Consider the following 23,087-nt stretch of genomic DNA (forward strand, 5'->3'; position numbering starts at 1 on the left):
AACCGATCTTTTTGAACATGTACTTTTAGTCAAAAACGAGTTCGATTTCTTCCCCGTTTTTCTTCACCGAAGCTTCCTGAGTCTTGGCAGGTTGTTTCTCTTCTTCATCACGGAAGTTCACCAGCATGGTGCCCCCCGCTACGATCAGTGCACCGACAATGCCTCCGGTAAGATACGCGATTGGGGTACCTACCGATACAGCTCCATATAAGCCGCCGATCGGTGGCATGATGATATGCGCTCCCAGCAATGCAGTCAGGGCAGCACCCGTTGCACAGGCAAACATGTTGACCAGAATCATTTTGGCAGGGTTACGCAGTGTGAACGGAATTGCACCTTCCGTGATGCCGATCACGCCCATAATCACTGCACCTTTGCCCGCTTCCTGATACGTTTTGGAAAAACGTTTCTTCATCAGCAATGTTGCCAGACCATAACCAAGTGGCGGAATGCAGATGGCAATGTTAATGAAAATATTCGGCAGATAGACACCGGACAGGAACAGGGCGTTGCCTGCCATCCAGGCGGCTTTGTTGACGGGTCCACCGAGATCGAATCCGATCATCGCTCCCAGAATAATCGCAAGCACAACGGTATTCGTTCCGCTCTGGCTCATGTTTTGAACCCAAGCAATCAGATACTCATTCAGTGCGCCCAGCGGGCCACCCAGAATGACTGCCATCAGAAATCCGGTTAAACCGACAGTAATCAGCGGCAAAATGATTAACGGTACCGAGCCAGCGGCCGGACCTGTAATCTTGACTTTGTTTTTAACCCACAAGGTGATGTACCCGGCAAAGAAGCCTGAGATCAACGCGCCGAGGAAACCGGCGTTGGTCTGCTGTGCCAGCACTCCGCCGATCAGACCTGCGGCCAGCGCAGGTTTGTCGGCAATGGAGTACGCAATATAACCGGACAGGACAATTGTCAACAATCCGATGCCGCTCCATCCTACATTTTGCACGAGATATAAAACATGCAAGAATCCGCTTCCATCTTTGTACGGATCAAGATCGGTAATGCCCATCGATAGTGCAATAATTTTACAGATGGCAACGACCAGGGAACCCGCGATAATGACCGGCAGCAGATAGGAGATACCTGTCATTAGATGTGTTTTTGCTTCACCGAACCATTTTCTCATCGTACTCTCTCCTCATGTGGAAGGTGGGGTTAAGCTTGTGCGTTCACAGCCTCAACGGCTTTGGTTAATACCGCTTCTGCCTGACTTACGGCATGACCAATTTTGACACGCACGACTTTTTTGTCTCCAAACCGATCCATGTCTTTCACCGTTTGATCCGCTGCAATCAGCACAAAATTTGCTGCAGCAATATCTTCTTCCGTCAGCTTATTGACTTGTCCCATAGCTCCCTGCTGTTCCACTTTGATCTCATATCCCAGTTGCTGAGCTGCTTTCTCCAATGCTTTGGCGGCCATCGGGGTATGGGCGAGACCTGCGATACATGACGTTACACCTACGATTTTCATTATGACACCAGTCCTTCCGTATATTGATGAAGCAACGTATATACATCTTCCGGCTGCACCGCTTCTGCGATGGCCTCTTTGAATGAATCTTCCAGCAATAAGGTGGCAAGTGAAGAGATAATTTGCAGATGGGATACGTCTACATGACCTTTAGGCACAAGGATGGCAAAAATATATTTTACCGGCTTGCCGTCATGTGATTCCCAATCAATGGGCTCCTGCAATCGAATGACCATCACCGCCGGACGTGTTACAACTTCACTCTGGGTATGGGGAATCGCAAAGTGATCCTGAAGTCCGGTGGAGTAGACACGTTCGCGTTCCCACAAATCAGCCGCAAGTTGAACACGGTTTGTAGTGATGCTGTAACGCTCTGCCTCCGCAGATATGAAATCAAATACGTCCTCTTTGCTATGCAATGTCTGATCGAGATAAATTTGATTGGTTGTAATCATGATCTCTGTCTCTCCTCCTCTCTCTATCCAAAACGATAAGCGCTTACAAGATCATTGTAACGGATTCTTCCTTGACCTTGGATCTAGAAAATTTCCCCTTCGAAGCGGAAAAACATTAGCCATAGTAAAAGCCCTGAGTCTAATAGACCCAGGGCAGTTGCAATTGGTGTGTTACAGAGATAGCGTAAGTTCACTGAACGTGGGGCTTAAGCCGACAATACTTCATGAACGCTGTGTCCAGCGCTGCATTCCTGATCGAAGACCGTAATATGCAGCGGCGAGCAAAACGAATCCGGCAACAGCCATAATCATGGATGTTGTATCCCATTGAACACGGCTTCCAAAAGCAATCTTAGATTGCAATGGGGTACCCGAAGAAGCGATGTTCGTCAGATCAGGTACGTAATTCATGGTCATGATCATGCCTTGAACGACATTCCAAGCTACAAAACCGATGATGAATAAAAGGGTAACCAGAACGGATTCCATCGCTAATCTTTTGTTCATGTTTGTCATTTGTCTCCTCTTCCCATTCAATTAGACAAGAATTGCTGCATCTCCTGTTTCAGACGATCTTTATTCGCATCCACATACTGATACAACAGGTCGAAACTTTCTTCGTTATCCGATTGCATGCTTATATTGCCGGCTTCCAGCTCAATTTGCTTCAATACCTCATGAATCTGTTCTCCATGTGTTTGCAGACTTGTCGTGATGTCATCTTCGGACAGGCCATTCACATTATCTCGTAATTGCCCGGGCGTTACACCGCTTTCGGACAAGATCTGCTCGATCTTCTTCAGGATCACGGTATCAGCCTCATTACCGATCCGCTCCATCGCTGCTATTGTCTCACCGAGATACTGCCCGCTGGCATTCTCAAGGAAACCGGTCATCCCGTTCATGGACAACTCGGTATCCAGATCGATGATTAGAATGGTATCTCGCAATACTTGCGGAAGATCTGGTCCACTCTCTCGAATCGTCGCAAATTCAGCCCGATAAAGGTCCATGGCAATCCCCCCCACCACTTCTTCACCTGACATCTCCTCAAGCTGATCAAGTGGTAACAATTCCTGCAGTTCTTCTTGTAACTTGTTCATCTTTCTCTGCCTCCTGTATCTCTCTGTCTAAATATACGCCGACACGTTATTACATCATAGCAGAATACGCTATATAAGTTGAACTTGTGGAAGTTGGCATTGCTTATTTTGTTATCAAATTTACAGGGAATATCGTCAAGTTAACGTGCACTTGACCTCTGGAAAATGTTCCGCTGTTATGATCTTGGCATCACGAGTCTTGGGAGGGGTAATGATGCGCCTGGCCTTGTTCACAGACACCTATCTTCCGGAAACCAATGGTGTTGCTGGCACGCTCCACCGCTTGAGTAACCATCTGAACCGCAAAAGAATCGAACATCTGCTGTTTACTCCGAACTCCGTCATTGAAGGAAGCTATGAGACTCAAGTCAGATCGGTTGCTAACATTCCTTTTTTCTGTATCCCGAATGCCGTATCGCTCTACCTAACAGAGCAAACACGCACAAGCAGCTACAAGCCTTTCAGCCCGATCTGCTGCATATCGCCACGCCTTTTAATATGGGGCTGCTTGGCCTGAGGTATGCACTCAAACATCATCTTCCGCATGTTGTCTCCTACCATACCCACTTCGATCGTTATCTCGAATACTACCGGTTGAAAAGCATGATTCCGCTCTACTGGAAATATATCCAATGGTTCCACCGTGCCTGTGATGCAACACTCACCCCATCGCAGGAAACGTTGAACACCCTGCAAGCTCAAGGCATTCAGCGTCTGAAGCTTTGGTCCCGCGGGATTGATTGCAACCTGTACTCCCCTGATAAACGCAGCTCGGATATCCGTGAACGATATCAGATCACCGCTCCCCTTATTTTACTCTACGTTGGACGCATTGCCCCGGAAAAAGATATCGCTACGCTCACGACTACCATGCAGCAGTTGCCACAGGAAATGCAGTCCCGAGTACACTGGATTATTGTTGGCGATGGCCCATCTCTCCCCAAAATGCGTACACAAACCCCATCGAATGTCACCTTTACAGGATATATGCATGGCGAAGAACTTGCTGTTATGTATGCTTCGGCAGATCTGTTTGTGTTTCCTTCCTCTACGGAGACATTTGGCAATGTGGTGCTGGAAGCAATGGCTTCAGGACTTCCAGTGGTGGCAGCCAATGCCGGAGGTGTAAAGGATCTGGTATCCCCTAACCGCAATGGTGTGTTATTCGAGCCAGGTCAGGCTGATGCACTGATTCGGGAGATATGTCTCTGGGGAAATCACGGGAACCAATTGAGGATGATGGGACTGGAAGGCAGAAAACTGGCTGAGCAGCGGTCGTGGGAGCATATTTTTGATACACTGATCGGGGACTATGGTGAAGCTATTGAACAACGGAACAGACGAACGAAAGATCGAATTATCACAGCCTAGTCTGACGAAATCAGTTTCTTTCAACAACCCATAACAACCGCCTCTGTCTCTGCAAAGTTAAAATGGTTCGCCCGTTCAGGCTGCCGCAGTATGTACACGTTGCTACGGTCAGCCTGAATAGCGGATACGCTGAACGTTAAGGTGTGACCCCGGAAATCAGGTTGCCATTCTGATGCAGAGTTACCCTGTTCCACACATCATAGGAAGTCTGCGTCGGACGGAAGGAATAGTCGTTATTTTCGTTGAAATTGCCCCAACTATCCTTGTGAATACGGAGCTGAATGTCTCCCGTCTGACCTCCCGCTGGCAGAGAACCTGCACCCGAAGTGAAACCAATCTCGACATAGGTATCTGCATTCGTGCCCGTGATACTTCCGATGTTGGCCGTGATGTTGGCTGCTCCGATCTGTGCCCAATCGATAACCGTATTTAACCCCTCGGAGCCGTCTTTCGTGAAGTAATAACGGATCTTCAGACCACTCAGGTTAACAGCGGAGGTACCATTGTTTTTGATATTAAAATAGGGTTTGATATGATTATTCGTTGCATCGGTATCTGCGGCACGATATTGCAGAACCAGATTGGAAGTTGGCGTGGTTGTACCCGCCTGCGGTGTCGCACTCACCTGTACCGAGCTTGGGCTGGTACCCGCGCTGTTCACGGCTTTGATTTTGTAATAGTACGTGGTTCCATTCGTCAAAGACGTATTGGTGTAGGTTGTGCCGCTCACATTCGTAGCTACATCAGTATAGGTTCCTCCGCTCGTTGTCGCACGCTGTACAATATAACTCGCTGCTCCGGGAGATGCGCTCCAGTTCAGAGCTACTTGTCCATTCCCCGGCATGGCTGTTACGCCTGTCGGCGCAGCCGGGATCGTGACAACTCCCCCACTATCGTTATCTGGCACCGGCTGATAGCCAGGGGTTGTATAGATCGTATTCAATGCAGAGGTTGCTAGCGTACCGTTCGGTCCATTGACCACCGTCTGTCCCCAATCGGTCAGGGAACCTGCTGGACCATTGTTCAGATCAAGGTATTCTACACCGCCACCGTTACCATACCAAGACCAGGCTAACCAGCCGACTCCCTTTTGCTCTGCGTAGCTCAAGATCGTCGCTTCATCCACATCACCACTGGTGTGCTTGAATCCGAATTCGCCTACAATGACAGGTACGCCAATCGCCAGCGCATGATCAATGTTGCTTTTGACTGTTGCTGCATCGCCGCCTGCGTATTCATACATATGAATGGAGAAGATGGTATTTGCCAGTGGGTCCGCATTAAACACATCCAGTCCACGATTGAAAATCGCTGTAGGGTATTGCCCCCAACCTGCGGTATCTACGACAAGCGTATTCTTGATGCCTGCCTGACGGAGTTCAGGAATCACTTGTTGATATCCATCCGCCCACACCGCGGTTTCCCATGATCCGTACCATTCATTCGCAATGTTCACGATTACGCGATCTTCCTTGCCAATCAGGGCATCTTTGATGCTGATAAAATAATCCGAGGCTTTCCGCAGTTCCGCAATACTGTCCGACCCGGTGGCATCATGTACTTCCAGCATAACGGTTAATTGGTACTGGTCACACAGCGCCAGAATCTGCTCCACATCCGCCAGTGAATCTGCCGTCCAGCGACTACCGTTGGACAATACGATACGCACGGTGTTGGAACCTGTGGCAGCAATGGCCGGAATAGCCGCTTGCAGATCATTCTTAAACCAGGTATGGGCATGATTCACCCCACGCATGACAAAAGGTGTACCTGTAGCATCCAATAATTTGGTACCGCTTACATTAAATCCTTTGACAGGCCCGCTTGCAGCTGAAGCCGGATGAGGTGAATACACGATAGACACCAGCATTAATGACAGAGAGAACAGCATTGCTTTTCGAAACATGTTTCCAATACGCTTCATAACAAAACCTCCTTCTTGGGATGGGTTAAGCTATTCACAAGGTATGTAGACACATAGAAGCCGAACAGATCACCAACATGGATTATCTCATCACTCACCTCCCGAACACTCTTAATATACTATAAAATGTCAGAAAATGTTGGAATTTTTTAGATTATTTTAAAATATTTTATAGATCCAAAACCCACCACATGACTTTATGAAAACCCGACAATTTATCAGGAATCTGCCCCACTTCAGTAATCACTGGATCAAACTTTGGATTACCATCTCTCTCATAGATGTGAAATGACCCATCCATAGGAATCTCGTGTCGAAACTTATATAAGGCTGCAACATATCTCTCACTCGAGTCTCCGATAACATAGCCGCTCTTGTCTTTCTTCAGTTTGAGATCATCTAAGCTGATGTCTTCCAAATGCTGTATAGCATTAAATCCATCTGTGGCCTGAACCACAATATGTGTCCCCGATGATTGAGGAAAGAGTGCGATTACCAGACACATCGTCAGCAATTGGGTTAGTACATATCTACGCTTGGTTAACCGAGCGTGATTCTTACCTGTTTTTTTCATCATAGCGTAGATCAGGGCTGCATTCATCAAAACAATGATAGGAAACACGACTATGACCAAGATTCCTGTATAAGGGAACAGTTGGCATAGTACAAATAAGAGCAGGATTGTTGGTATCAGCAGCAATATTCCTCTGAACAGTTGGCTTTTCGGTCGCTGAGGTTGGGAATTCATCGCAGAGTTCTCCTCCAATGAAGACGCTTACTATTTTCAAACGTTTATTCGTATCAAATTAGAAAATTTGCGGGGCATTCCTTGGCTCAAATGATATCGTTTCCTGCATTTTGTTCCATATTACCTGTGGAGTACCCTTTAGGTCTGTTCCGTTCTGTACGTTGCCAATCCAGATGTCCTCCACTTCAGGGTGTTGTAAATAGTGCCTAAGTGTCGCTTTGACCAAAATAGACGCATGTAAATCCAGCACCTCATCCAGCGGTATCCAGAACAACTCCCCTTCATCCGAGGGTACAAACCGTCGATGCCTCGTCTCTCCGAAATATACAAATTGCTGCCAAATCTCACCACCACTGACCTCTAACAAAATATATCGAAGCCGAAAGCGTTCGACATCCTCTGGCTTGAATCCAGTCTCTTCTTCAATCTCCCGACAGCTGGCGGTCATAGGCGTGTTCAGTTCTCCTTGTTCCAGATGCCCGCCAATGCCACCCCAGAATTCAAAATCAAATAGTCTGCTGCCTGCCTTCTTCATCATCAACATGTCTGAGCCATTGCTCAAAAACGCTGTAGCCATCTGTCTAATCTCCATATGTACCTCGCTTTCCAAACTGTGATATTGAATTTACTTGTCTATATAACCCGTCTTCTAAAGCAGTCTCTTTAGCTCACTTAGATGCTCAATCGTATGTAACGGACCTGTCGTAATGCTGTCCTGCCATGGCTGGTTAACCTTTATCCAGATCGTACTCATGCCAACGCTTGCCGCTCCTTGAATATCGTTCACCGGATGATCGCCAATGTAAATGCATTGCTCGGGAGTGAGACCGAAATGATTGAGTGCAAGCTGAAATATCCGAGGATCAGGCTTTTTGACTCCAGCCTCTTCTGAAACAATAATATGGTCGTAATCCTCCCGGATACCGAGTTGATCGATTTTCCCATACTGAATATCGGTCTGCCCATTGGTAATTAACCCGGTTCGATATTTCCCCCGAAGATGCTGAACGACTTCTCGCGCCTGTTCCATCAAAACTGAACTTCTCACATACTCTCTGCCATAGAACTCCATCAATTCTGCATGTGGCGGATGCTCTGCCCAAGGCAGTTCATGCAACAACTCGTTGAACAGAAGGGATTTGTCCTTATAACCATCCTGGTCGAGTTCAATAATTCGCTTACTTATACCTTCGGTTGACTCAAGATGACCAAAATATGTCTTGATTAAACGCTGCGTAAAGCCGTCAAAGGTCGTCGTTCTGTTCAGAATCGTATTGTCCAAATCAAAAATAACCGCTTTAATATGATCCATCGCTTCTTTCCCCCAGTTCAAGAATGTGAAGCCGTGCTTATTTTTTCTTTTTGTGATAGTGATAACCCGTGCACAGGCCCTTTTGTTTGGATTTGGCTGAACAGTTATGTCCACCGTTCTTATCCAGTCTGCCTGGATGAGCATAAGCGGAAGAGGATACACCAACAAGTACGACAAGAGACAGGATTACGATAACAACCTTTTTCATAAGTCACCCTTCGATAAACACCCTATGCTTTAGGGCTTAATACGTGCTATATCATTCTACATGAAAATCCACAATTGGGATATCCTTCATCTATTTATTGCATACATCTCATAAAATTTTAAATTGCTTCAACGCATGGGTGACTCCGTCTTCACTTGCCCGCAGGGTAACATAATCGGCGCTTTGTCTAATTCGTTCTCCACCATTTCCCATCGCAATTCCGATTCCCGCATACTCTAGCAGATCCACATCATTCTCCCCATCGCCAAAGGCCATTGTATCCTCTCTGGATATCTTCAGGTAGTCGAGAACTTTCCCTGCGGCTACAGATTTGCTGACTTCACTTGCTTCCAGCACATTCACTACGTACGGATGGAATCTCACGAATCGTAAGGAAGGAAATCTGGCTTGGAATTTCTCCGTCTCCTCTTCATCCGCATATAAGCAAATGCAATATACGTCCTGTTCCAACGTGCTGATTTTCTGCGGGGAATTCAACAGTCCAAGCGTATCTCTTAAGGCGTTAGTAACACGACCATCTGCTGTACACAACCCGTTCATCTCAAATGACTCGGTAAAATATGAAATACTGTGCCCGTGTAACTCGGCAAACTCACTAAATTCTCTAACCATCTGTTTAGAAAGAACTGACTTATGTATCACTTCATCACCCGCTTTAATCAATGCTCCGTTGGCCGAAATGATCGTATCGATTCCGAGATTTCTGAATTCTTCGCATAAACTATAGGGCCTGCCTGTGACAAGTACGACTTGAACGCCTTTACGAATCAATTCCCGGATCGACTCGGCTGTACGCGGTGATAAACTCCGATCTATTTCGCTCAGCAACGTACCGTCCACATCAAAGAACACAGCTTTAATCAAAATGTTCTTCCTCCTCTGTTATAAAAGTATTCAAGTAAAAAGAGCAAGCACAGAATAACCTGATGCGGTCTTCCTGCACTTGCTCTTGTGTTTAACGGGTCTGAACATCTTGGGTACGTCCCATGTACCATGATTGAAATGACTCCGCCGTATCCAGGGGGATGTCATGTGCCCGATGATGTAGAACAGGTTTGGCACGGTTTACCGTATGAATGGAAGCAACACCAAACCAACGCTGTAACACATTACGGGTGATCTGCACTTCGATGACTTTCTCACGTTTGGAGATGAAGAGGGTTGATGTGAGCGCGCCGGTCCGAAGTTGAATGAAATTCTGATTCAGAATGTATCTGGTATGGAAAAAGTCCACCAATCTGCATGTTGCAATCCATACTAACAGAATCGCCGAAATCATCCACCAGGCATGCTTCTGTCCTAACACGAATGGTTTGAAATACCACAGTAAACCCGTGATAATGATCCATCCCCAACTTGGTTTAAGCAGGCGCAACCATAATGATATTCTCGGAAGTCTTTCCATTTCCTGCGTAACCCGATAGGATGGCAGGATCTCCTCTATCATCGTATAGGCTTGCTTCACAGGCAAGAAGGGATAGAGTGAGTTTACCTCCTGAGCGGATTCTCCCAGACTACCTGCGGTGGTCAGTTCTACTTCCGCTAATCCAAGCAGCCTTTTCATCGGAGACTGTGTGATCTTCACGGCTTGGACTCGCTCTTTCAGGATTGAAAATGACGTTTGCTCCATCATGCCCTTTGTAATATAGATCCGCTTGGTATCCGAGGTGATCTGGAAATTTCCATACTTCACGAAGGTTCTGACAATACCCAGAGCAATAGATATGATCAATAAAACTAAAATCATCAAACCGGCAATCCACCAGGAATCGAGCCAGGTTAATAATAGACTTTCGGTTACTTCTTCATCGGGGAAGAAATCTTTCACCCAAGAATAAAGCGTGCCCAGAACCGGAATAAGTACGAGAAAACTAAGCGAAGTAAAAGAGGCTTTGAATATATCCTTCCGGGTGGAATGATAATGAACAATCCGTTCCTGTTTTTCTTTTACAGGTGAAGACATCACTTCATCCGTTATAACAGGTTCAGATTGCACCTCTCCCTCTTCCATGGACTCAACAGCATCCAACGTAACAGGTTCCTCTGTTGCTTCTACTGTTTCTGCGTCTTCTGCCATGTAACCTGCTACAATCTTCTCTAACTGTTCGGCTTCGGAAAGTGAAACAACATGTAACTGAAAAGTAGCATCTTCTCCCTTGATTCCAGTCTCGAATCGAATTGACGTTACCCGGAACAAGCGATGAAACACTGTCGTATGACGATTCACATTCTGGACCTTGGTATACGGTATCGTTCTACGAGTACGGTTGAACACACCACTATAGATATGAAAAGCCGTATCATCTGCTGTATAACGAGAGGTAAACCACTTCCAGATGATCGACACGATACCGATGGAAATACCTGCATAAAAGGCAATCCTTCCATAGAAGAGCCATTGGGACTCTGAGCCCTGACGGAAAACAAACAAAAACAGGATGATCGCGAACGAATTCTTCACCAGTTTCCATAAGCTCCACAGCATGGTTAATGGGTGATGTCGTTTCATATCGATCATTCATCCACCTCATTAATCCGCGCATAAGATGCGATCTGATGACGGAGTGCGAGCGCTACTTCCTCCGGCAATGCCGGGATATCATGGGATGAACCCATCGTGCCCACCGATACGGAATAAAGTCCATATTTTCGCATCAAAGGTCCTTGATTCGTTGTAACCGATTGCACTTTCGCCATAGGGATGATCTGATGTACCTTGGTTAGTGCCCCGTGCTTCAGTTGCAGGAACTCCTCATTCACACCATAGTACCAACGCTTGTATAACCATGAAGGCTGGATGAAAATATCCCACACCGCATAAGGCACAGATATGGCCGTAACGCCCCACAAAATCCAACCAATCCACGTCTTCCATCCATAGATGGAGTCAAGTATTAACAGTACGGCAAGTATCAGAAGACCTATCATATTCCATATGATAGCGCTAATTCTCCACAGGTTTACTGCATGAGGAGATAACCGTTGCTCGGGTGGCTTCCACTGCATTGACATATGTTCACTCCTTTTTTCCTCGGGTACATAAACACACACATGATACACTGTACGAACAATCGTCCACGATCGATGCAGAAAGATTCCGTTAGGGCGTGTCTCAAAACTCGCTGAGGTGCATCTTTTACCGCCTTTTCGCCCCCTGTACAGTTCAGGTCGTCATCTCTTTTGTTCATTTCAGTTTACTACATAATCCTGTACTTCACACAAAAGGAGCCTATTCCTTCCTGATCGAATGCTGTAGGGTACGAAGTTGTCGTTCTGGTAATTCGAACTGTCCGTTGATATACTGGAGTGGCATCTGAAGGAGGGGATATGTCTGAATATGAATATCTTTATTATTGAGGATGACTCTCTCCTCTTGGAAGCGCTTAGAGGAGGATTAAATCAGTGGTCATATGAGGTAAGTAGTCCTACTGATTTTTCACATGTGATGGATTCCTTTGTAGATCATCGACCTCACTTAGTGATTATTGATATACAGCTTCCCAAGTTTGACGGCTTTCATTGGTGTAGAGAAATACGTGCCGTGTCCAAAGTTCCTATTATCTTTCTTTCATCAAGAGATCATCCGATGGATATGGTGATGGCGATGAACTTAGGGGCGGACGATTACGTTCCTAAACCTTTTCATATGGATGTACTGATCGCCAAGGTACAGGCTATTCTTCGTCGAACCTATACATATGAAGAGGCTTCCTCCAATGTCTTGGAGTGGAATCAAGCGATTCTTGATTTAAAAAGCGGTGAAATTCATAAGGATGGGCAAACCATTGGCCTGACAAAAAATGAATTTTTTATACTATCCGTTTTAGTTAAATCCAATAATAAAATTATCTCACGTCATGAACTGATGAAAATGCTCTGGGATGATGATCAATTCATCAATGACAATACGCTCACAGCCAACATCACAAGATTACGTCAAAAGCTTTCCTGTCTCAACTTAGCTGATGGGATTGTGACTAAAAAAGGTCTGGGGTATATGGCCGTTACTCTTTAGGAGGTTCCCCATTGTTTATCGCTTATCTCATGTATAAAAAAAGTTGGATTGTCTTGATTGGGTTACTACTTCTGCTCACCAATGCTTTAATACAATTGGATAGTGGCATTCGTGTGGAGCCTCATTCTCTCATCTATCTAAATTCGTTGTTCCTAATTATCACTTTGAGCTTTTTTATTTGGAGGTATAACAAGGAAACCGCCTATTATAAATCCCTTCGCACCCTTTCTGATGATGTCGGAGAGGGCTGGTTTGAAGATGTGCCCAAACCTCACAGCTCTTTTCCTGACCCAATGGTTTATACTCTTTTACAAAACATTCATCAACATTATCAAAACAAGCGGCGAGAGGAACAGTCTAGCCAACTCATGGAACATACGGATCTTGCTTCATGGGTTCATGAGATGAAAACACCCCTCACAGCGATGAAGATAACCATTGATGCTCATCGTTCTAATGAGCTAGCTCAAAGGTTAAATGCGTCTTGGCTTAGAATGCACTTATTAATTGATCAACAGCTATACATTTCGCGATTAGCCAACTTGGACTCCGACTTACTCCCCGAAAAGCTGGAAGTGAAAGATTTGCTAAGAGAAGAGATTCGTGAGCTATCCACATGGTGCATGGAAAAGAATATATCCATTGATTTGACGGCGAATACGGTGTCTGCCGTGTACACGGACAAAAAGTGGTGCAGGTTTGTGATAAGACAGTTTTTAACGAATGCGATTAAGTACAGTCCAACCAATGGAAAACTATTCATTCACATGGGTCTCCATGAAAATGAGTCCGTGATCGTAACCATTAAAGATGAAGGACCTGGCATTCAGGCACATGACCTGCCTCGCATATTTGATAAGGGCTTTACGGGCGAAAATGGGAGGATACAGAACTCAGCGACTGGAATGGGACTCTATCTTGCAAAAGAAATATGCAAGAAGTTACATGTTCGACTTGAAGTTGATTCGGCTGTTGGAGAAGGAACATCTATTTCGATGGTATTCACGAGTGATAATCCGTTTGAAATGCTTAGACGAACTTTACTATAAACCGGGTAATCATAAAAGCAGTCAGGATATGTATAAAGCCTGACTGCTTTTTCGTTGCAATGTGACGAAAATATCACATTCGAGCCTGTTTTATCATCTAGAGCTTACGACCTGAAGGTTTAAAAGAACTACACTGTATATAGAACAACTCGATTGGAGTGTATGGAATGACACATCAAATGACACCGAAAACCGTTTTAAATGCTGAGGGCGTGCGTAAATCTTATGGTTCAAAGGGAAATGCTCAACAGGTGTTACAAGGAATTGATCTTCGAGTGACTGAGGGTGAGTTTGTCGGAATTATGGGACCTTCAGGCTCAGGTAAAACCACTCTTCTCAATACGTTAGCGACCATTGACCGAGCCACAGATGGCAAGATTTTTATACATGAGCACGAGATTTCTAAAATGAAGGATAGGCAGCTTTCCGATATTCGTCGTCAACATTTGGGCTTTATCTTTCAAGATTACAATTTGCTCGATACATTAACGGTAAAAGAAAATATTTTGCTGCCTGTGTCTTTAACAAAAATAAGCAAAATTGAAGCTGAACATGAGTTTAATGAGATTGCAGAGATTTTAGGCATTCATGAATTGGCTGATAAGTATCCTACTGAAATTTCAGGCGGCCAAAAGCAACGTACCTCTGCGGCACGAGCGTTAATTCATTCGCCCTCGCTTGTATTTGCGGATGAACCTACCGGTGCCCTGGATTCCAAAGCAGCCTCCAATCTGTTAGAGAATTTACATGAGATCAACCAGTCACGACAAGTCACCATTGTCATGGTTACTCATGACCCGCTAGCGTCTAGCTATTGTAACCGGGTGGTCTTTCTAAAGGATGGCAAAGTATTTGCTGAATTGTACCGGGGAGAGAAAACGAGAGAATCATTTTTCAAAGACATTCTGGATATGCAGGCCGTTCTTGGAGGGGGCAGCCCGAAATGAACATACGGAAACTAGTGATGCGCAGCATGCGGAAAAACATCAAAATGTATTATCTTTATTTTTTCGCGATGATTTTCAGCATAAGTTTATATTTTATCTTTTCTACCCTGCAAAATGATCAAACCGTTGTTGAAACGGTTCAATCTAGCGTGAACTTCTCAACGGCTTTTCAAATCGCAGGCATATTACTCATTCTTATTACGATTGTGTTTACGATGTATGCGACAAACATCTTTATTAGAAGGCGCAGTCAAGAAATCGGATTGTATCAGTTAATTGGCTTGTCCAAGGCTTGGGTCGCTCGGGTACTGATCCTGGAGCACACGATTCTTGGTCTAGGTGCTTTATTGATCGGAACGATAGTTGGAACTTTACTCTCGCGACTGTTTCTCTTACTGTTAATAAACCTGTTAGGGCTTGATGCCAAGTTTGGCTTAACCTTCTCTACCCAAGCACTCATTCAAACGATTGCTGTGTTTACTTGCCTGATTGCGGTTACATCCTTACAAATGATATGGACGGTGTATCGCAGTACATTACTGCAATTGTTTCAGGCTACTCATCAAAATGAGGCCTTTGTCAAACGTCCAAGCATCGTTTCAGGCATTTTAGGCTTAGCAGGCGTAAGTCTGATCGGATTTGGTTATTATGTGTCTACCTTTATTGGATACAATGCAGATGCTCTCATTTTTCTGATGTTAATCGTTCTCGTCAGTACCATACTTGGAACCTATTTAGTCTTCCATACAACCATAAGCTGGATATTATATATTTATCGAAAAAAGCAAAATGGGAATCTCGGCTTGGTTAATAGCCTTTCGGTAGCACCATTAATGCACAGAATGAAAGGTCACGCCAATTCGTTAACCTTAATCACGATATTGTCTGCGATGACGATTACGATGATTTCTCTTTCCTATTCCTTATATTATTCCATCGAAAAGGATGTAAGATTGGCGATGCCTTTTGATTTTGCAGTGGAAAATATGCCGGAGGAAGCCGCTGTGATATCAAATAAGTTAAGAGATGCACAGATTGAATTCGATCATTATCAAGTGAATGCCATCCGATTTAATGGCGCATGGGTGGATCAGAATCAGAATTCAAAACCAAGCCATCGTAACAGACCGTTTTTGCTTTTCTCAGCAGAGCAGATGACTCAGGTTGGAGTAGATCTTGAGCGTCCCCAAGATGGTGAAGCCATCTATCATAGTTCGCGAGCCATTATAGAAGGAATGGAGATTTCATCTCCAAAAGAAGTGCAATACGCATCAAATGATGAAACAAATCTACTAACCGTCTCCAAGTATAAGCTTAACAATATGATGAATTACATTAACTATGGCTATCAATTACTTGTTTCTCAAGCAACTTTCGAAAGAATGAGAAGCAGCATTCAGGAGGATGAATCCAAACAACTTTTGAATTTTGAGGTTTTTAACGTATTAGATCGTGAGAAAACAGATACCGCTTCGGACATCTTTCGAACGAGTGTAGACAGTGACCTGTTACTCAGGGACTTTTATTCCACTTACGAGGGATCGCGTCAAAACTTCGGGCTGCTCATTTTTATTGCCGGATTTTTAGGCTTGGTATTTATCCTTTCAACGGGAAGTATTTTGTATTTCAAACAAATGACAGAGGCTGAACAAGAAAAAAACCATTATCGGACACTGCGACAACTCGGATTTCAAGTAAGCGATATGATGAAAGGCATTATCCGTAAACAGCTCTTTGTTTATTTAATTCCGCTGGGTATCGGATTAACCCATGCTGCTTTTGCCTTGAAGGTAAGCTCTATACTCCTTGCAGCAAGCATGCTAACCCCAATCCTCATAAGTATGGCAGTATATGTTCTTATCTATCTAGTGTTCACCGTCGTTACCATCCGGTATTACAAAAACATCGTCACCAATGCTCTATAGAAAGGAAGAAAATGATGAAAAAAAGGATATTCATTTCTTGTCTCGTTGTAATTGTTATGATTGCTTGCCTCTATCTCTTCATGCGTGAGCCATTTGATCGTTTTAATCCAATGATTAAAGAGGAATATGTATATGTTAAGCTTCAAGATGAACCTGTAGATGATAACGGTAGATATAAATATAGGCTGCAAGGAATCACCGAAAGCGGAGAAATTAAACGAGTGGTATTTACCACCAGCAGTACACTTAATCAAGGCACCTTCTTAAAAGTGCTCGCCAAAGGTACCTATACTGAAAAATATGAATTGATCGCTGAAAATGAAATGCCATCGAAATAAGGAAATAAGAATGATCACATGTAACAAGGTTGATTCTCCAAGATGAACGCAATAAAAAAGATGACTCCTGTTGCCAAGCAGGTGGTCATCTTTTACATCTGTTTATTTTATCAGCAAAATCCTGCACTCTACACAACCAAACCATATGATCTGTTCCTTCGTCCCAGTAGTTCTTCGCCACGACATAGGGTTCACCGAATTTGCGTTGCCACTTCTGCTGTGCAATTTGATAGCCGCTATCTAGGCAGAATTGTTTGATTCCAAGCCGCTGAAGTTCAGTAACCAGTGCTAGAATGAGCGCCGAACCAATCCCTAGACCTTGAACCTCTGGCAAAACGTACAGGCTACCCAGTTCTCCGATATCATTCAGCCGGTGATCTGTACATTCTCGAATCTCCTCACCACAAGGTCCATACGAGATTGTGCCTACGATAACATCGTCCATTTTGGCCACGAGGAAAAATACATTTGCTTCTTTGTTGGCCTTTGGTTGCAATGCAGTATGAATTAATGCTCTCTTATGTGCTATTTCATGCTGGATATCATCTAGAAGCGAGCCTATTCCCTCCTGTTCGAATGCTGCGGGGATCGTTGTTTCAAATACCTGACACGCTGCATCCGCATCAACTCGAGTCAAAGGTTCAATGGTAATTTTTTCATCCACAGGTTCTTCTCCGTTCCATATACCTTCTTAATCTGTACGTCGCTGAATCAATCTTCTTAATTGGTTAGCATCCTCAAGGGATATACTATACCCAGTAGACGTGTCTTCCTGGTTTACTAACAGGCCTTGCATCTTGGGATCCATTCCTAATGAAAAATCATACCGTGTTACCACGCCATCCGCATTCGTTATGCTCATGTTGTACTGTGTGTCATAATCGAGATTACCCGGCAAACGCTCAGCTTTATGTATGGCCTCCATCATGATCCGAATCTCGTCAGCTCGATCAAACTCAACATCTTGGCATGGTTCCAAAGTGAGGTTTGGATTACAGGTTAAGGTGATCAGCACAGGAAGCCCTTCTTCCGAGTCCGGTTCATTCGGTTGACTACATCCTGTAATGAACGTAGCAATGACGAGTATCATCAAGAAACCTACATATTTCACCATACCACCTGCCTCCCTGACATAGTAATGAATAGATACGTAATAAATACAGTATCTAATGACACAACTGCACTAACTTTCTGTAGTCATATCCAGTTACGTAACTCCGGGTCCCATGAAGACAACATAGAGATCAGTCGCTCAACAGTCTCTTCCACAAATGCTTGAACCCTCTCACCCGTAATGAACTCATGAGTAATTCCCGGTTCTTCCCCATTTAGAAAAGAAAATGTGTGGTCCCGCCAGCGAATAATCTCATCGGCAGTTAAACGATTCGTCATGTCATAGCCTGGTGAACTGTTGAGCACCTGCCACACTTCTTCACTCCAACTTGAACCTTGATAGAAATGAAAATCGATCTGGTCCGTCTCCTGGTAATATAAACGCGCCAGTTCATCCTTCGATCTGCTAATGCCTCTATGTTGGTCTGCCTTGTTGACCCGTTCGACGAATTCAGGATGCACACTTCGGAACCAGTAATAGTCTGTCAGCACATGCATAAAGTATCCTCGCACAAACCACTTCCATCCTTCATCGGCGAGTTGTTGCATATAAGATGAGTAGAGTTCCTGCAGTCGTCCAACGTGATCTCCTTCATCCTTTGGGTTGAAATGGGTGTATTCCTTATCCTCTCTGGTTGTGCCTTCACGCATATGTATGGAATCCGGGGCGATATTCCCCAGATAGAATGAACCTCGATCAGACTGCATTCGCAGCGAGTCTGCAATTCGATTAGCAATATTGAGATGAAGCATAGGTAGCGGCATAGGGATGATCTCCTTTTATCGGGAAGTATTCATACTATACTTAGGAAAAGAAACGATATAACCTACTGGAGAAACGTGTAAATGGCTGGAATAGTGAGCCTCCGCTATGTTCCACCTTTTTTCACCGTAGATGCGTGATTATCCCTGTATTCTCTCCAATTGCATCCGGTCAAACAGCTGCTCCAGATCCGTATGGTACTCTGGGTGCTCCTTCACAAGCAGACTAATGTATTCCGACCCACATTCATAGAACATCAAGCGGTTAAACGGGGCTACGTCTCCCATATGATTGCTTTCCTGCCCAAATTTTGCCCGAATCAGATTCTCAACATACCTTGCATAACCTTCGTTCCACTCCAGCCAGCTCCAGTATTCGGCTTGTTCTTCATTTAATGCACGGAACAACACCTTTCTAGCTGTTTGTACTTTCGATAGGTCTTTACTCTTCAAAGCTGACAACAATGAGTTAATCCGCTCCACAACGATTTCATCTGCATACGGAAATTCATAATCCAGTTCCCATGTTACGCGCTTCAGTTGGTCCATTTTGTGCTTAATCTGAAGACGGTTTACGATCCGTTCATCATATTTCTCATATACATAGCAATGAACATATTCATGGAATAGATAGACTTTCTGCTCCAGATCTTTGAACGCTGCATCCGTTAAAATTGCACACATTCTTCCGTCCATATGATGCACCGGCATTGCGGCAAGGCATTCATCTGGAATATATAAATCGTCCGGTACTGTCTTCACCCACTCATACTGCTGCGTTTTGGACGAATAATCATAGATATATAATAAAGCTTCATAGGCTACAACCACTGGATAATGTTCTGCAAACAAAGGATGTAGGCTAACCAAGTCTTTCTGAAGCTCGTTTAACTCATTAATTTGCTCTAAAAAAGCCTCCATGTTATTAACCCTCTCTTTACTCTAATGATGCGTTAATCATACAAGAATAGAAAAGATAAAACACTGAGAGAAAAATGATAATTCTGTTCGAGTATGAGTTGCTGAACGTTAGAAACGTTCTCCGCGTTTCTCATACAGGTAGATATCCAGTGCCTGAATCCCGCGTCGGGCAAGTTTAATAAACAGGATCAGCGCATATATACCCAGTCCGTACAACAACACATTAATCAACATTAGAAATATCGTAATCATCATTGTTATTCCTCCTATTTGACTCTTTTAAATGTTCACTCCCTATTCTAGCATATTTTTCCTCAGTTAACTTTTTGGGTAGATGTGAGAGTCGCTTAGCGTGCTTATTGGTTGAAAAACGAAAAAATCTCCCAGACCATATGTTAAAGGTGGAAGATTTATAAAGAGGAGCTAAACTTTTATGATTTGGTCAAGATTCCCTGGTCCACAGATTTCTGAATAAGCTGCTGCGCATACTCCCACAATGTTACGGAACCGTTCGCAATTTCACGGTTTCTGTTTAATACCTGATCACTGGTAATGTTATATTTCTGCCAAGTATCTCCCTCATTCTGATGATTATGGATCAAAGAGGCTGCAACCGATCGAGAGATGAGGCAAATTGTGCTTCAGGCGTCTGCTTTACTTCAAACTCTAACCATAATTGGAGTAGTTCTTCAGCCTGTTCCTTAGGCAACATACCAAACAGCCGATGAGCCGCTTTGAGTTCACGATCATATTTATCCGTATTCCCCACCGAATCGTAGGCAAAAGTATCGCCGGCATCGATCTCAACCAGATCATGAACGAGAAGCATCTTAATGACTTTAAGCATATCCACATCCTTGTTGGCGTGACTCTGTAAAACCAAGGCCATCATCGCCAGATGCCAGGAATGCTCTGCATCATTTTCAAGTCTCTCACCATGCATAATTCTCGTCTTTCGTTCAATCGTTTTGAGTTTATCAATCTCAATGAGAAATTGAATCTGATCCTGTAATGATTCGCTCACAGCACATCCTCCTTCATATCCGATACCCCTCTACGTGGATAGATTATACCAGTAAACTCTATAGTTAAAATCCAGTGACATGCCCACACCCTGTGCCAGACGAATTGAGCCCGCATTGTTCGGTGAACAATCCCAATACGGATGTATACCTACACGTCCGCATTCTTCTACAAAAGCTTTTGCCACAATCGCACCATAATTTCTTCTTCTGTATACTTCAACCGTTTCAATATCAACCGCATGTGTCTGATCTGCAGTAAATGCCGAAAAGCAAACACTCGCGATATCATCGTTATGCACTGCAATGTAGCCAAAGCCATGTTGTAAAAAATCATCTATTGTCGTCCAGAAGTGAGAGATTTTATCCTTCAGAAAAGAGGAATTATTATACCTTTTCTCTCCTAATAGTACTTCATCTATCCTGAGAATTCTGACTTCCTCGTCCTGAGAAGCACATACGTCGAGAGTTACTTGATAACTTATCGGATTTGGATTCAATTTGTATACATGCTGAATATCACTGGAGATCTCTCTTTTCCCAGAGATGTGCTGAAGAACATCTTCCCAGGTTTCATCCACCACACCAATTTCAACAGCATGAATATGTAAGTTCAATAACTCAGGTTCAATACGTTCCCGCATGTACTCTTTCAATTCATTTAGAAAGGGTTCTCTTCGAGAGTCTCCGATCAACTGAAAACCAGATTGTCCATGTATCCAAATTAGTGCTGCTGTTATATTCTCTGCATCATCTACATAGATCCGTCCCGGGTTCAAGCCATACGCCACCGCTTTGACTTCAATATTCTGACACCAGTCTGTGAGATGTTTTACTTTGTGGAATTCATGTTTATTAATCTCGGTAATCATAGGTTCATTCCTCCTATAACAGCAGCTCAGAAATTATTACATCATTCGTGTAATCAGATCAAGTATCTATTAAGCAACTCTTGAATCTTAAGATTATGCTTTTCCAGCCAATTCATGTTTCTCTCAAACTGTTCAATCATAAACGTGAAGTTGTGCTCAATCGTTGCTCCTGCATAATGCTGACCAATATAAAAATGAAGTACTGCTATATAATAGATTTGTGTAAGTAAAGGTAAGTAACTAAACTCAAGCGCTGAATGCTTGCGTTCACTGCCATATCCCTGAAGAAAGGACTCGATCATTTCCATGGACCCTTGGGATTCCTGAACCACATGATTGAAGCTAATTACAAATTCTATAAACGCAGCATCCATACCAATAAAATCAAAATCCAGTACGCCTGTGATCTCCTCATTCTGAGCCAGCAAATTATAAATCAACAAATCATGATGAACCAACTGTTGTGGTAACACCTCTAACTGCAGATTGGAACTCTCAATTTCTGTGATCATTTTCTGGTAAAAGGTAACCTTTGAGACTGATAATTCAAAAAGTAGATTTTCATAAAAAACCGTAATCGATTGACGATTAGCTAACGGATGAATTTCGTACACTTTAGTAAATGAAATTCCCCTGTAAATTTGCTTGCCTATTGGGAACCCTTGCATTCGTGTCGAAAACTCACCCACCAGCTGCCCAAACTTCTTAGATTTGTCTACGCTAGACAATTGGGGTACAGTACCTTCTAGAAAGGTAGTAATCGCCGCAAGCGTCCCGTCTTCTAATAATAAATAAGGTTGGACATCTATAGCACTATGAAAGAGTGGGATCTGAAACGAAGAATGAGTGCTTTCAAGGAAAGCTGTCACTTTACATTCCAGTTCAATACCATCGATCGTTTTGAGATATCTGTTATAGATACGAACGATAAACCTCTGTCCTTGTATTTCAAGGATTTTGGTCGTATTGGTCAAGCCAAATGGAACGGCTCCCAAGGTATACTCGGTATCTTCGAAATAATGAGAAATGATTTCATCAAATCTTATACTCATAGATTCTCGTCTCTTCATCATCAAGCAGATATCCTTTACCGATATAGGCCCAGTTATTTTTCTCATAATAATCGGTCAGATCAGTACACAAATACAGCTTGTCATACCCTTTAGCTTTCACCTCATTCATTGCATGGGTCTGAAGTTGTCCACCCAGGTTCTGGCCCCGATATTCCGGATCAACATGAAGACACGCAAACCATGGAAAGAGATCCTGCCTGCTATTCAGATCGCTTCGTAACAATGCGTACCCACCAATAATTTGGTCTCCGTCCAGCATCACATAAAATCTTGGCACATCACTCTCTGTATCCACAGAACGCTCTATACAATCTCGATAGAAATGGAAGCTCGTTTCTGAGCCCCATTGTTTCCAGAAATACTGTACTGCTTCTTGCAGCACGTCCGGCTTCTGCCGAATATCAATAATTTGCAAAA

General features: G+C 43.8%; 29 protein-coding genes. 7 read left to right on the forward strand and 22 right to left on the reverse strand.

Features of this window, described 5'->3' with window-relative positions; translation table 11 throughout:
- Window positions 1-25: 25 nt before the first annotated feature.
- From HF638_RS03710 to HF638_RS03730, 5 genes are all read right to left on the reverse strand, one after another.
- Window positions 26-1,144, reverse strand: a complete 1,119-nt coding sequence (locus HF638_RS03710; protein WP_169478932.1) for a PTS fructose transporter subunit IIC — start codon at window positions 1,142-1,144, stop codon at window positions 26-28.
- Between the two features lie 29 nt (window positions 1,145-1,173).
- Window positions 1,174-1,491 (reverse strand): PTS fructose transporter subunit IIB, encoded by a 318-nt coding sequence (locus HF638_RS03715; protein ID WP_017689749.1) that lies wholly within the window; start codon window positions 1,489-1,491, stop codon window positions 1,174-1,176.
- Window positions 1,491-1,946: a PTS sugar transporter subunit IIA gene (locus tag HF638_RS03720; RefSeq protein ID WP_169478933.1), complete on the reverse strand. Its 456-nt coding sequence runs from the start codon at window positions 1,944-1,946 to the stop codon at window positions 1,491-1,493. Before HF638_RS03720 ends, HF638_RS03715 begins: the two co-directional genes overlap by 1 nt.
- A 222-nt stretch (window positions 1,947-2,168) precedes the next feature.
- Window positions 2,169-2,453 carry a hypothetical protein gene (locus tag HF638_RS03725; protein WP_169478934.1) on the reverse strand — a complete coding sequence of 95 codons (285 nt, stop codon included), beginning with the start codon at window positions 2,451-2,453 and terminating at the stop codon, window positions 2,169-2,171.
- A gap of 26 nt (window positions 2,454-2,479) precedes the next feature.
- Window positions 2,480-3,049, reverse strand: a complete 570-nt coding sequence (locus HF638_RS03730) for a DMP19 family protein (RefSeq protein ID WP_169478935.1) — start codon at window positions 3,047-3,049, stop codon at window positions 2,480-2,482.
- Between the two features lie 211 nt (window positions 3,050-3,260).
- On the opposite strand from HF638_RS03730, the gene HF638_RS28850 reads away from it, so the two are divergent.
- Together HF638_RS28850 and HF638_RS03735 are read left to right on the forward strand one after the other, a co-directional pair.
- Window positions 3,261-3,566 (forward strand): hypothetical protein, encoded by a 306-nt coding sequence (locus tag HF638_RS28850; protein ID WP_348982064.1) that lies wholly within the window; start codon window positions 3,261-3,263, stop codon window positions 3,564-3,566.
- On the forward strand, window positions 3,464-4,420 hold the full coding sequence (locus tag HF638_RS03735; protein WP_348982068.1) for a glycosyltransferase family 4 protein: 957 nt from the start codon (window positions 3,464-3,466) through the stop codon (window positions 4,418-4,420). Before HF638_RS28850 ends, HF638_RS03735 begins: the two co-directional genes overlap by 103 nt.
- Before the next feature lie 136 nt (window positions 4,421-4,556).
- Here HF638_RS03735 and HF638_RS03740 read toward each other — a convergent pair whose 3' ends face one another.
- The 8 genes from HF638_RS03740 to HF638_RS03775 all read right to left on the reverse strand — a co-directional run bounded on the left by HF638_RS03740 (window position 4,557) and on the right by HF638_RS03775 (window position 11,645).
- Window positions 4,557-6,344 (reverse strand): cellulase family glycosylhydrolase, encoded by a 1,788-nt coding sequence (locus tag HF638_RS03740; RefSeq protein WP_169478936.1) that lies wholly within the window; start codon window positions 6,342-6,344, stop codon window positions 4,557-4,559.
- Between the two features lie 169 nt (window positions 6,345-6,513).
- The gene (locus HF638_RS03745) at window positions 6,514-7,092 is read right to left on the reverse strand and encodes a hypothetical protein (RefSeq protein ID WP_169478937.1); all 579 of its coding nucleotides are present in this window, start codon (window positions 7,090-7,092) and stop codon (window positions 6,514-6,516) included.
- 58 nt (window positions 7,093-7,150) lie between these two features.
- Window positions 7,151-7,669, reverse strand: a complete 519-nt coding sequence (locus tag HF638_RS03750) for an NUDIX domain-containing protein (RefSeq protein ID WP_169478938.1) — start codon at window positions 7,667-7,669, stop codon at window positions 7,151-7,153.
- 72 nt (window positions 7,670-7,741) lie between these two features.
- Entirely contained in the window at window positions 7,742-8,404 is a 663-nt protein-coding gene (locus tag HF638_RS03755) for an HAD family hydrolase (RefSeq protein ID WP_169478939.1), read from the reverse strand.
- 37 nt (window positions 8,405-8,441) lie between these two features.
- A complete protein-coding gene (locus HF638_RS03760; protein ID WP_094030640.1) occupies window positions 8,442-8,612 on the reverse strand; it encodes a YHYH domain-containing protein in 171 nt (56 codons plus the stop codon).
- A gap of 108 nt (window positions 8,613-8,720) precedes the next feature.
- On the reverse strand, window positions 8,721-9,497 hold the full coding sequence (locus HF638_RS03765; protein WP_169478940.1) for a Cof-type HAD-IIB family hydrolase: 777 nt from the start codon (window positions 9,495-9,497) through the stop codon (window positions 8,721-8,723).
- A gap of 91 nt (window positions 9,498-9,588) precedes the next feature.
- Window positions 9,589-11,151 (reverse strand): PH domain-containing protein, encoded by a 1,563-nt coding sequence (locus HF638_RS03770; protein ID WP_169478941.1) that lies wholly within the window; start codon window positions 11,149-11,151, stop codon window positions 9,589-9,591.
- A complete protein-coding gene (locus HF638_RS03775; RefSeq protein WP_169478942.1) occupies window positions 11,148-11,645 on the reverse strand; it encodes a PH domain-containing protein in 498 nt (165 codons plus the stop codon). Before HF638_RS03775 ends, HF638_RS03770 begins: the two co-directional genes overlap by 4 nt.
- A 325-nt stretch (window positions 11,646-11,970) precedes the next feature.
- Here HF638_RS03775 and HF638_RS03780 point away from each other — a divergent pair, with 325 nt between their 5' ends.
- The 5 genes from HF638_RS03780 to HF638_RS03800 all read left to right on the forward strand — a co-directional run bounded on the left by HF638_RS03780 (window position 11,971) and on the right by HF638_RS03800 (window position 16,907).
- A complete protein-coding gene (locus tag HF638_RS03780) occupies window positions 11,971-12,648 on the forward strand; it encodes a response regulator transcription factor (RefSeq protein WP_169478943.1) in 678 nt (225 codons plus the stop codon).
- An 11-nt stretch (window positions 12,649-12,659) separates the two neighbouring features.
- Window positions 12,660-13,697: a sensor histidine kinase gene (locus HF638_RS03785; RefSeq protein ID WP_169478944.1), complete on the forward strand. Its 1,038-nt coding sequence runs from the start codon at window positions 12,660-12,662 to the stop codon at window positions 13,695-13,697.
- A 167-nt stretch (window positions 13,698-13,864) separates the two neighbouring features.
- Window positions 13,865-14,644, forward strand: a complete 780-nt coding sequence (locus HF638_RS03790; RefSeq protein WP_169478945.1) for an ABC transporter ATP-binding protein — start codon at window positions 13,865-13,867, stop codon at window positions 14,642-14,644.
- A complete protein-coding gene (locus HF638_RS03795; RefSeq protein ID WP_169478946.1) occupies window positions 14,641-16,569 on the forward strand; it encodes an ABC transporter permease in 1,929 nt (642 codons plus the stop codon). Before HF638_RS03790 ends, HF638_RS03795 begins: the two co-directional genes overlap by 4 nt.
- Before the next feature lie 14 nt (window positions 16,570-16,583).
- Window positions 16,584-16,907, forward strand: a complete 324-nt coding sequence (locus HF638_RS03800; protein ID WP_169478947.1) for a YxeA family protein — start codon at window positions 16,584-16,586, stop codon at window positions 16,905-16,907.
- An 85-nt stretch (window positions 16,908-16,992) separates the two neighbouring features.
- Here HF638_RS03800 and HF638_RS03805 read toward each other — a convergent pair whose 3' ends face one another.
- From HF638_RS03805 to HF638_RS03845, 9 genes are all read right to left on the reverse strand, one after another.
- A complete protein-coding gene (locus HF638_RS03805) occupies window positions 16,993-17,571 on the reverse strand; it encodes a GNAT family N-acetyltransferase (protein WP_169478948.1) in 579 nt (192 codons plus the stop codon).
- 27 nt (window positions 17,572-17,598) lie between these two features.
- Window positions 17,599-18,021, reverse strand: a complete 423-nt coding sequence (locus HF638_RS03810; RefSeq protein WP_169478949.1) for a YhfM domain-containing protein — start codon at window positions 18,019-18,021, stop codon at window positions 17,599-17,601.
- Window positions 18,022-18,104: 83 nt separating this feature from the next.
- The gene (locus HF638_RS03815; protein WP_169478950.1) at window positions 18,105-18,785 is read right to left on the reverse strand and encodes a zinc dependent phospholipase C family protein; all 681 of its coding nucleotides are present in this window, start codon (window positions 18,783-18,785) and stop codon (window positions 18,105-18,107) included.
- A 138-nt stretch (window positions 18,786-18,923) separates the two neighbouring features.
- The gene (locus HF638_RS03820) at window positions 18,924-19,703 is read right to left on the reverse strand and encodes a hypothetical protein (protein ID WP_169478951.1); all 780 of its coding nucleotides are present in this window, start codon (window positions 19,701-19,703) and stop codon (window positions 18,924-18,926) included.
- A 108-nt stretch (window positions 19,704-19,811) separates the two neighbouring features.
- Window positions 19,812-19,958, reverse strand: coding sequence for a hypothetical protein (locus tag HF638_RS03825; protein WP_169478952.1), 147 nt, complete (start codon window positions 19,956-19,958; stop codon window positions 19,812-19,814).
- A gap of 343 nt (window positions 19,959-20,301) precedes the next feature.
- The gene (locus tag HF638_RS03830; protein ID WP_348982065.1) at window positions 20,302-20,727 is read right to left on the reverse strand and encodes an HD domain-containing protein; all 426 of its coding nucleotides are present in this window, start codon (window positions 20,725-20,727) and stop codon (window positions 20,302-20,304) included.
- Window positions 20,728-20,757: 30 nt separating this feature from the next.
- On the reverse strand, window positions 20,758-21,597 hold the full coding sequence (locus tag HF638_RS03835) for a GNAT family N-acetyltransferase (RefSeq protein ID WP_169478953.1): 840 nt from the start codon (window positions 21,595-21,597) through the stop codon (window positions 20,758-20,760).
- A 53-nt stretch (window positions 21,598-21,650) separates the two neighbouring features.
- Window positions 21,651-22,649: a phosphotransferase enzyme family protein gene (locus tag HF638_RS03840; protein WP_169478954.1), complete on the reverse strand. Its 999-nt coding sequence runs from the start codon at window positions 22,647-22,649 to the stop codon at window positions 21,651-21,653.
- Window positions 22,633-23,085: a GNAT family N-acetyltransferase gene (locus HF638_RS03845; protein ID WP_211175462.1), complete on the reverse strand. Its 453-nt coding sequence runs from the start codon at window positions 23,083-23,085 to the stop codon at window positions 22,633-22,635. The genes HF638_RS03840 and HF638_RS03845 overlap by 17 nt, the downstream gene beginning before the upstream one ends.
- Window positions 23,086-23,087 lie beyond the last annotated feature (2 nt).

The sequence above is a fragment of the Paenibacillus sp. SZ31 genome (assembly GCF_012912005.1).
Classification (GTDB): Bacteria; Bacillota; Bacilli; order Paenibacillales; family Paenibacillaceae; genus Paenibacillus.